The sequence below is a fragment of the Pedobacter ginsenosidimutans genome (assembly GCF_001442625.1).
Taxonomy (GTDB): Bacteria; Bacteroidota; Bacteroidia; order Sphingobacteriales; family Sphingobacteriaceae; genus Pedobacter; species Pedobacter ginsenosidimutans.
The window spans coordinates 1-10,293 of sequence record NZ_LMZQ01000066.1 but is presented as its reverse complement, the minus strand read 5'-3'; the positions used below and the strand labels follow the sequence as shown (position 1 = coordinate 10,293).

The following is a 10,293-nucleotide window of genomic DNA, read 5'->3' as shown; positions in this document are numbered from 1 at the left end:
CCAGCTTTATACACAGTTGTAAAAGGAATAACCAGGCAGTTTACATTGATCAGTTTTTCTAATTTCAGGTTGACTATTTACCTGAATACCATCTGTTTTATCTTCCTGCTATAAAGAACTTTCTTCCACTTGTTCCTGCTTGTCCAAAAGAGCAGACTTTATCAAAGTAAAAGCATAGTCCCCGGCTTCGGCAACGAAATTCATACTTTCCTTTAAGCCTGGATATTTCAGGGAAAATGGCCACTCGTTCCGTTTTTAAAGTGAGGCCACATTTCGCTTCAAACTGGTTCATCATCACTTTTGGTGAAGAATTATGTATGATGGCGAATCTGAAAATCAGGAATTTCTGCCTACTTTCAATACCGAACATAAAAGCTCTTAAAAACAAAAATCATTTTTTTTATACTTTATATTGATATATCAATTATGTTTGCATCAACATAATTGATATGAATAACAAAAACCCAACAGCAACAGTACTTTATTTGATTGAACAAGCAATTAAGGAGTATAGAAAAATTTCACAAAGGAATATCTCAAAAATTGTAAAAGATATTACAGTAGATCAATGCCTAGTCTTAATAATCCTTAACAAGAATGACAAAATTTCTCAAAATGAATTGGCAAATCTTGTTTTTAAGGATAATGCATCCATCACGAGAATGATAGAATTAATGGTTAAAAAAGATTATCTAAATAGAACTATTCATAAAGGAGATAGAAGGAAATTTAATCTTGAAATAACCGAAAAAGGAAAAAAAACGCTAGAATTAATAAACCCAATTGCAAAACTGAATAGAGAAACGGCACTAAATGGTTTGTCGTTGGAAGAGATTAATTTACTCGAAAAAACATTAAATAAAATAATTACTAATTGTAAAATCTAAGAAATGAAAAAAGTATTTAATCTATTGTTAATCTACGTTGTAATCTGCTTCAACTCAAAAGCGAATGCCCAGGATTTTACAGAAAGTAATAAACAAATATTGGAAATAGCAGATAAAATTAATAAATATTACATTTTTGAAGATGTTGCAAATCAACTTTCTAAAAAATTAAAATCGGAAATAGATCTTAAAACTTTTGACAATCTTTCTGATGCAGAATTTGCAAAATCTCTTTCAAAATATTTAACAAGAAACGGTAATGATCTGCATTTCAATTTATTATACCGTCCGGGTAAAGAGGAAGAAAAAGCAGTCAATGAAAAGGAATTGCTATAAAAATACGATGCTATTAACAAACAGTGGAATTATGGTTTTGATAAAGTGATGAGATTAGACGGAAATATCGGTTATATTGAATATACCGGATTTCCCGAAGGAAATAAATCTGCTCAACAAATTTTAGATGCTACAATGAATTTTGTTTCAAATACAAATGCTTTGATTATAGATTTAAGGAACAACCGGGGCGGTGATGGCAAAATGGTAAGGCTATTTTTAAGTTATTTTTTTAATGAAAGAATTAAATTGAGTGAGATTTACACCAGATATAATAATAAAACCGAAGAGAAGTACACCTATAAAAAAGTAAATGGCAAAAAGTATTTAGATAAACCTGTATACCTCATTGTAAACAATAATACCATTTCTGCCGCTGAAGCATTAGCATATAATTTACAGCAAAATAAAATTGCAAAGGTAATTGGAGACAAAACCTATGGAGCAGCAAATCCTGTAAAAGTATTTTTTATTGGCAAAAAATATCAGTTGTTCATCCCGATATCAGTTGAAAAAAATGCAGTCACAGAAACGAATTGGGAGCATACAGGTATTAATGTTGATGAAAAAGTAAATTCTGAAAAAGCATTGATAAAAGCGCAAATTATAGCACTTGAAAATCTGTTTAAATCAAACACAAAAACAGAATTAACGGAAAATGAAATTAAAGAAAAGATTTTGAAATTAGAAAAACAATTGTAGGCATTTTTTTTATTGCTAACCAGGGTTTGGCAAAATGGGGACAGAATTACTAATCTGAAGCCCATGACCGCAAAATTCAAACAATCTTCTAATTTCCTGAAATTCTGGTAGGCACAGTAAAACATCGCCAAAAAAATCCTCGTTAAAGTGAATAACAAATATTTCAACAGCATCACTGCCGCCGCTCTTTAAGTGCTTTTTTGAAAATTGCCAAAAATGAGGTAAATCGCTTCCCAACAAAACTATATCGCCATCCTTAAAGGGCTTTACGCTATCACCAACAAACTGAGTACCATTGCCGCGCTTGAAATAAACCAACTCCAATTCACGACGGTAATGCCAATGGTTATTAATATCCGGCAGGGTATCTAATCTAGCACTAAAAGAATGGAATAGCCCATTTGACAAATTTAAAACCTTCGGCTTCACTAATTGTAATCGTTTAAATTTATAGCTGTAACAATTGGTCGTAACTGAGCGATCCAAATTGAGTTAAGCTTAAACCTTTAAAGCACATCAAATTGTTTATCGATGGGATGACGATCCGATGTCCATTAAAAAACGCCATCCCCGAAGGAATGACGCTAATCTTACTAACCAATAGTATTTTGTTTTGCCTGAATGCACAAAATTTAAACATAATAGTTAATAACCAGGGTTTTGGGTTAAATTTTTATTCAGATCCCTTTCTGACTGCGGAATTGGCCAGAGTTCGTTTTTGCCCACTATAAAACTGCGTTTTTTGAAAATATAGTATCCATTTGCGTTTACGGGATAATCTTTATAATTGGCAGGATCGTTGGTGAGTTTCATACCAGTAAACTGCTGATTGTTCTCTGAACCGATTATGCCCCATCTCAAACAGTCAAAATACCTGATCCCTTCAAATGCAAATTCTACACGGCGTTCTCTGCGGAGGATTGTTCTGAGTGCTGTTGGATCTAAGGTAGTTATTGCTGGCATTGCCACGGCTGCCCTTCCCCTTACTTTATTTATTGTTGCATCCAATAACGCCTGATCTACACCACTGCCAGACTCTAGCTTTGCCTCTAAATAGCCAAGCAATACTTCTGCATATCTGATCAAAGGAAAGTTGTTTCCCGTATTATTGGTAGTTGCCACAGCAGGATCATCTTCAAGAAATTTATAGATCGCATAACCGCTCCAAACACCAGGATACTGGTTCAGGCGATCCGGAAGCGTCGTACCTGGTTTAGCAGAGTAAACTTTTCCACGAAAACTCGTACGGTCAGAGATCATAATATTGAAATCCATCCTCGGATCACGGTTGTTATATGGATTGTTTTTATCAAACAAAGGAGATTCTGCTATCGTTTTCCCGTCCTTACACTCATATGCTTCCACAAGTTCGTTAAAGGGTGAATACTGATGCCATCCTCCCCAGGTTTCGGGCGTAAGGTATTGCAACAATGCATGATTGTAAGTATCCCTAATGTACTGCATTGACATGATGATCTCACGACTGGTTTCCCCTGCATTTAAGAAAAGTTCTCGGTATCTGGGATCGATAGTATAATAATTATAATCGACGATGGTTTTATAAGTAGTGGCTGCATCTGCCCACTTTTTCTGAGCGAGCTGTAAACGGCCCAGAATGGCCAGTGCCGATGCAGATGTCATGTGCCCCAATCGATCTGCACTTACAGATACAGGAAGTGCAGCGGCCGCAGCCTTAAGTTCACTTTCGCAAAATGCCCAAACCTCTGCTTTAGGTGTGCGGAATACAGCATTAGCTTCGTCTACCGTCAACAGTTTTTGTACAAGGGGAACATCGCCAAAATATAAAGCCAGATTGAAATAATTGTATGCCCTGATTGTTTTCACCTCTCCGATCATCACTGCTTTTTGCGCAGCATCCATGCTCACCAGGCCAATATTGGCCAAAAAATTGTTGCACCTTCCAATCTGAGCATAGGCCTGAGCATAATATGACCCCACAAATCCATAGGTTGAATTTAAGGTTCCATTGGTGAAATTATCAGGAATTGATTCCTTTTCTGATCCATTACCGGCCATCAGATCGAGGTTGACCATCGATGTTGCCGCCCAAAAATTATAACCGGTAAAACCTGCCCCACTGTCATAAACCCCGTTCAGCGCAAGTGTTGCGTCACCGGCTGTTTTCCAGAAGGTAGCATCAGAAATTGATGAAAGCGGCTGGGTATCTAAAAGGTCTTTCTTACATCCCGCAATCATAGTGAGGAAGGTGCATCCCACCACAACTGTTAATTTATATCTAAAATTTTTCATTTTGTTTTATTTAATGATCCTAACTACATCAGATTACAATTTCACATTTATACCGAAGGTATAAATGGCAGAGAGTGGGTAGAAGTTTGGGTTGTCTCCAGAACCCTGTCCATTTTCAGGGTCCCATCCTTCGTAAAAATCATTTAGCGTGAAAAGATTTTGTCCGCCTGCAAAGATCCTCACCTTCTCCAGACTTATTTTTTTAGTCAAATTAGATGGCAAGGTATACCCGATCTGGGCATTTTTCAATCTTAGGAAGGTTCCTGATCTGTTCCAGTAAGAGTTTCTTTGCACATTGGCGCTGCCCTGGCTCAAATTGGTAATGCGTGGATAAAGTGCATTTCTATCAGGATTTTGTGTGGTCCATGCATTTTCATATTGCCATTGCTGAACATTCCCTCCGTTATATAATGCGTAGGCCTGATAAGAACCCATCTGTACCGTATACCCTCCAAGCCCGGAAAATAAAGCTGAAAAATCAAACCCTTTGTATGCGGCAGTTAAGTTTAGTCCATAAGAAGCTTTTGGATTGGTATTCCCCAAAATCTGTCTGTCATAAGTGGCATCTACCTTCCCATCCGGAACACCATTTGGTCCGCTGATGTCCTTAAATCTGATGTTACCAGGGACACCGCCATTTGGCTGTGTTGGGTAACTTGCAACATCCGCAGCATCAACAAAAAGACCATCGGCCACAAATCCATAAATCGGGTTTAATGGTTGGCCCAAAAAGAAATTAGGGATTACGTTTTGAATATTGCCCGCTATTTTGATTACCTTTTGATTATTATATGAGAAATTTGGTGATACACCGAAGTTCACCTGACCTATTTTGGTATTGTAGGTTAAACTAACCTCAATACCTCTATTTTGGATTGAACCCGCATTCTGCGTTGGTGCGCTTAAGCCAAGTGTAGAAGATACCGGAACCTGGTATAAAATATCTTTAGCTGTCCTATCATAAATATCTACTGTACCACTAAGCGCATTCTTGAACAAAGTGAAATCAAGGCCAAGATTGGCAGTGGTTGTTGTTTCCCATTTGATATCCTGATTGGCAGCTGCAGTCACCGCAGCACCAGGGGCAATTACCCCTCCGAAATTATACCTTACATTGGTGCTGATATTATATTGATATGGATAATTGGAAATATTGGCATTACCCAATGAACCATAGGAAGCCCTGATTTTCAGCTCATTGATCCAGCTAATATTATCCTTAATGAATGATTCTTCAGAAAGTCTCCAGCCTGCAGAAACCGCAGGGAAAACCCCATATCTATTTTTAGGTGCAAATCTTGAAGATCCGTCATAGCGCACATTGGCCTCAAAAAGATATTTGCCGCCGTAATCGTAGTTAAAGCGGGCGAAGAAAGACCTGAAAGCGTATTCATTCGCAGATCCGGCGTTTTGCATATTTGTCGTTGCGCCAGCGTCGAGCTGATACAACAGGTTGTTCGGAAACTTGTCGCGATAGGCACTTGTAAAATTATCACGGTGTGCCTCTTGCTGGTAACCACCTAAGATGGAGAAGTTGTTTTTGCCAAAACTTTTAACATATTTTAAAAGTAAATTGAGCGTAACTTCATTTCCATCGGTATTACCTATCCCCAAGCTATTTGGGCCCACATAAGTTGTCTTATCAATGTTTATATCTGCTACGTAGGTGGTATTTACACTCGTGTAATAGTGATAACCGGCAGTTCCACTTAAGTTCAATCCCGGGATAATGTCCCATGCGAGTGTGGTATTGCCATAGAAGTTTTTAGCACGTAAGTTATTGAAACCTTCACTGGCGAGCCATGCTTCGGGGGCGAAGAAATCCTGACGGCCGTAGGTGCCATCTGATTTCAATCCTGCAATGGTATTGGGCTCACGCACCGAAAATCCAATTATCCCACCTATTCCGGCTGAATTGGATTGCGGCTGGGTTTGCAATTGAGAAAAACCGAGTATACTGGTTTTAAGATTCAGATTATCTTTGATACGGGTATCAATATTGGCCTGGATATCGTATCTTTTGTTGTTGGTTTCTGCCGTTAACCCATTATGATCACGGTAGCTTCCGGACAGGTAATAAACGTTATTGCCTTCACCGCCAGAAACACTGGCATTATGATACTGCTGAAATCCGGAACCCGTATTCAACAGATCTTTTAAATGGGAAACGTTGGGAAAGTTATCCGGATCGGCTCCGCTTTTATACTTCGCTACCACATCGGCACTTGCTCCGGTTAGTTCCGCATAAGTCCATGAGTCGACAAATTGCGGTAAACTCGTTATTTTCTCCCAGCCGAAATAGTTGTTATAACTGATAACGGTTTTCCCCTTTTGTCCACGTTTTGTTGTGACCAATATAACGCCATTAGCTGCCCTGTTACCATAAATTGCTGCTGAGGCCGCATCTTTCAGTACGGTCATACTGGCAATATTGTCCGGCGCCACATCATCCAGTGACCCTGCAATTCCATCAATCAATATTAGAGGGCTACTGCCTGCATTGAACGTCCCTACACCTCTAATGATTACCCTTGCCCCGTCACTGCCCGGGCGGCCTCCACCCTGTTGTACCTGAACCCCAGGTGACAAACCCGATAAAGCCTGTGATGCCTGGGTAATGGGTCTATTATCAAGATCTTTCGAGGAAACAGTGCTAACCGAACCGGTCAGGTTTACTTTCTTCTGTGTGCCATAACCGACAATAACAACCTCATCAAGTTTTTTATTGTCATCTGCCAATTGAACATCGATCCGTGTCTGTTGCCCTATAACAATTTCTTTACTTGTGAAGCCTATGAAGCTAAATACCAGCGTTCCTTTCCCGTCGGGGGTGCTTAGCGAATAATTTCCCTGTGAATCCGTCTGCGTTGCTTTTCCGGATTCTTTATGCTTTACTACCACTCCTGGTATTGCTTTGCCAGTAAGATCGGTAACTTTACCCGTTACTGTAACTTCAGTTTTTGTTTGTTTAGGATTGGCAACATTTGGCGCATCGTTAGCAATATTAATATTTAAATTGTTATAAAGACTTGTGTTTGTGCTTGCTACCCCTTTGGCAAAAGGAGTGGCTGAAAGTATTGAACTGAAAGTTAACAGTGTTAACAATCTGCGCCATTTTTCTGGCGACTTTGGAATCATTTCCATATTTGGTCAGTTGGTTGTTATTATTGAAAATCAGGCAAGGATGTTTTTCAATTACCTGCTTGTTGTGGGCTAAACAAATGATATCAGCCATTATAAAAAGGCTGGTCAAATAGCTTAAGATTAAGTTCGTTTTCTTTTCATAGGCATATCATGATTTACTGGCAGTTTTCCTACAACATGAATATTTTATAGAGGAGAAGAATATCGAGATCTTTCAGGCCAGAAAAAACCTTCCTTACTTATAGTCGACACTTTTATCATGCTTCAAATATTTGGTTGTACATTCTTCAGATCGGACAAAGAATATAGTTCAAATATAAAAGGCGCAACAGTGGTGGGGTTTATTGTAATCAGACATCTTTTTATATTTTTCCGACTTTTCGCATTAAACCACGGCTGATAATTTTTCCCAAAAAACAAACAAGTTGATTTGCCCCTCTATTTTTATGGGACTAGGCTGATGATGGTATGGACAGTTATTTGGTTTTAAACGCTATAAATCAGCAGAATCCTCAAACTGCCAATAAACGAGATCAATTAACAAGCGCAGGTTAATGACTTCTAAAGGATCGCAAAACGCTGAAAGTATTTAACGTGCTTAGTTATGCAGACTCCATTAGACCGAAACACAATTACCAATATACCCTTTTGATTTACAAATACTTACAAAACAACCACATTAACAAACTGATTTATAAATAATTGAGTATTGGAAAAAAGTAATGATTGTGCCTAACAGGCTACCCCGCAAAGCAGAAATCCAAACCATTAACATGGCTTGGATTTCTATTTATTACAGTAAAGGATGTTGCTTGATATCGGATGTATTGTTTCCGAGCTAATCAGTCCTTATATAACCGCACTTTACTGAACCTTACACTGCTCTGATTTTTGACTACCATGGTAGAAACAAATCCTAATGTAATCTCCTGGGTCTGTGTCAATGAGAAAGGAACGGCAAAATCTTTTCCATTCTGCGAATTATCCAAAAATTTAAAACTTCCCATGGCCTGTGAAATGTCGGGCACATCGGGCAGTGTTTGGCCCAGGTTTACAGCGGCGTAAGTAGCCTCTAGTGGATTGGCAATTTCAGACACTGTTACCACATAGCGATATTTCCCTGGTGGGAGTGTAATAGTTTGATAGATTTTTCCATTTGTAATTTGGGGTGTACCCCAATACTCAAAAGCAATAAAACCACCCCCATTATATGAATCCCACCCACCTACGGCGCCATTGGACATGTTTCTAGCGGCGGCATTAGTAGTCCAATCTGCAACTAAGCCCCACCTTCCATCTCTTTTACTTTGAAGAAATGGTGCTCCCGGGTTTTTTAAATAAAACTCTGTTATTTTCCGGGATGCAGAAGCGCTATAAAATGTATCAATGGCCAAGGAATCTGGTAAAAAAAGAGTCCGGTACTGGATATCTGTACTAGGATTTTGATCGGTCAAGGTCGTCTGTATTGCGTCTTTGGCTATCCTTTTAATCGTTACTTTTCCGTTTATGTTGGTATAGGTAACTTCTGCACCTATCGATCCTGCATCTGAAGCGCGCCAGTTGAGATATGTTGTTCCATTGGATGGCTGATAAACAATATTTTCCAATATACGGTTCAACAACGATTTCTCAAAAACATCGCCATAAGCGGCACCTTGCTTCAAGGCTGCGACAGATTTATTTCCGCCTTTATCGTAGGTTAACACCTCAAATGAATAATTGCCTTCCGGAAGTGGCGACACCATTGCTTTTATGGTATCTATTCCTTTTCCCCTGGTGATGGAAACATCCTGATGATTTGCCTTGTTGTTCCAGTATATAGTCGCTTTTACGATATTTGGATCGGAGATAAGCAGGAACCTGACCAATGCCCTGTTGCGTCCCGGCTGGATCCTTAATGAATCGGCTTTACCTGGGTAGACAATAACTTTGCCATCGGTGAATTTTTTGTAATCATCCATTTTGCTGCAAGAAACCATTAATAAGGCAACTGCAATAACTGAATAAGCAATAATATGTTTCATACTATATAATTTAATAAAGATCATTTGTCGTTTCCATAAAAAGTCATCTCTGAAACGTGAGCTGCCTGTCCCCCTGGTCCTATCCAAGTTTCCAATACCTTAATTCGGATATATCTTACAGGGGGTGCATCCAAAGGAACATTGGTCTCTTCACCGCGTGCAGCAGCAGCTACATCCTCATTGGAGTTGGAACCGATCGGCTGAGCAGAAGGCTTAATAGAAACACATGATGCCAATTTGGTCCAATTGGTATAACTGCCATCGCTGGCCGGATTGGTCGAACCCCAAATTTCATATCTTTTGGGATTTCCATGGTTATAAATCCATATACCCTGTCTTTGCCAAAGCGTAAAACGGCTTATCTTCGCGGTCACACCAAGATCGAAAGTAACCTGGCATGGCATACCGACATCTGTGGTATGCCACATATTTCCCTCTGCCGATATTACATTGTTCCATAGGTTACTGATAGGCAGGCTCCAGCCAACCGGAGCGTCTGTAGGCAGGGTAAGCACCTTAAATTTGCTTTTGTCGAGCTGTTTTTCAAAAATCGGCGTTAGGGTTGCTTTTGCCGTATCGGTGCGGTTGTCCCATCTGTCTCTGATATAAACCCCGAAAACTGTTTCTTTAGAGGGAAAGCCCCTCGAGGAGAAAAGACCGTTTTTAGATTTGGTATAGATGGTTTCTCTTGTTGCAAAATTGCCTAAAGAATCTTTATAAGTTACCACTACTGCAATATTGGCCTCCGTGGGATTGGCAAAGCTTATATTGATGCCACCAAAATCGGTAACCAAAGCCAGGCTTCTGCGAACGGCGAAGATGGGCGGCTCAAGCGCTTTTACTTTAATGGTTACCGGTGCCGACCTGTTTTCGGATTTGTCTACGGCATAAAGGTTAAGACTGTAAGATGCAGTATCGGCGAAACCATC

8 protein-coding genes are annotated in these 10,293 nt (G+C 39.4%); 3 read left to right on the top strand and 5 right to left on the bottom strand.

What is annotated here, in order from left to right:
• Positions 1 to 449: 449 nt before the first annotated feature.
• Genes ASU31_RS26565 through ASU31_RS26555 form a run of 3 tightly spaced genes read left to right on the top strand, consistent with a single transcriptional unit; the run spans position 450 to position 1,925 of the window.
• On the top strand, positions 450 to 887 hold the full coding sequence (locus ASU31_RS26565) for a MarR family winged helix-turn-helix transcriptional regulator (protein ID WP_057935260.1): 438 nt from the start codon (positions 450 to 452) through the stop codon (positions 885 to 887).
• 3 nt (positions 888 to 890) lie between these two features.
• The gene (locus ASU31_RS26560) at positions 891 to 1,223 is read left to right on the top strand and encodes a hypothetical protein (protein WP_057935259.1); all 333 of its coding nucleotides are present in this window, start codon (positions 891 to 893) and stop codon (positions 1,221 to 1,223) included.
• A 48-nt stretch (positions 1,224 to 1,271) separates the two neighbouring features.
• Positions 1,272 to 1,925 (top strand): S41 family peptidase, encoded by a 654-nt coding sequence (locus tag ASU31_RS26555; RefSeq protein ID WP_057935258.1) that lies wholly within the window; start codon positions 1,272 to 1,274, stop codon positions 1,923 to 1,925.
• Between the two features lie 15 nt (positions 1,926 to 1,940).
• Here the strand turns inward: ASU31_RS26555 and ASU31_RS26550 are convergent, their stop codons facing one another.
• The 5 genes from ASU31_RS26550 to ASU31_RS26530 all read right to left on the bottom strand — a co-directional run.
• Complete coding sequence (locus ASU31_RS26550; protein WP_167346252.1) at positions 1,941 to 2,354, bottom strand: AraC family ligand binding domain-containing protein; 414 nt, start codon at positions 2,352 to 2,354, stop codon at positions 1,941 to 1,943.
• Positions 2,355 to 2,570: 216 nt separating this feature from the next.
• Entirely contained in the window at positions 2,571 to 4,196 is a 1,626-nt protein-coding gene (locus tag ASU31_RS26545; protein ID WP_057935256.1) for a RagB/SusD family nutrient uptake outer membrane protein, read from the bottom strand.
• Between the two features lie 33 nt (positions 4,197 to 4,229).
• The gene (locus ASU31_RS26540; protein WP_057935255.1) at positions 4,230 to 7,340 is read right to left on the bottom strand and encodes a SusC/RagA family TonB-linked outer membrane protein; all 3,111 of its coding nucleotides are present in this window, start codon (positions 7,338 to 7,340) and stop codon (positions 4,230 to 4,232) included.
• Positions 7,341 to 8,182: 842 nt separating this feature from the next.
• A complete protein-coding gene (locus ASU31_RS26535) occupies positions 8,183 to 9,364 on the bottom strand; it encodes a DUF4998 domain-containing protein (RefSeq protein ID WP_167346251.1) in 1,182 nt (393 codons plus the stop codon).
• Positions 9,365 to 9,384: 20 nt separating this feature from the next.
• Positions 9,385 to 10,293, bottom strand: a 909-nt coding sequence (locus ASU31_RS26530) for a DUF5000 domain-containing lipoprotein (RefSeq protein WP_057935253.1), incomplete at its 5' end; no start/stop codon positions are given.

Coding starts and splice junctions, on each gene's coding strand:
- ASU31_RS26545 (WP_057935256.1), bottom strand. CDS start 4,196: ATGAAAAATTTTAGATATAAATTAACAGTTGTGGTGGGATGCACCTTC.
- ASU31_RS26555 (WP_057935258.1), top strand. CDS start 1,272: ATGAGATTAGACGGAAATATCGGTTATATTGAATATACCGGATTTCCC.
- ASU31_RS26535 (WP_167346251.1), bottom strand. CDS start 9,364: ATGAAACATATTATTGCTTATTCAGTTATTGCAGTTGCCTTATTAATG.
- ASU31_RS26565 (WP_057935260.1), top strand. CDS start 450: ATGAATAACAAAAACCCAACAGCAACAGTACTTTATTTGATTGAACAA.
- ASU31_RS26560 (WP_057935259.1), top strand. CDS start 891: ATGAAAAAAGTATTTAATCTATTGTTAATCTACGTTGTAATCTGCTTC.
- ASU31_RS26540 (WP_057935255.1), bottom strand. CDS start 7,340: ATGGAAATGATTCCAAAGTCGCCAGAAAAATGGCGCAGATTGTTAACA.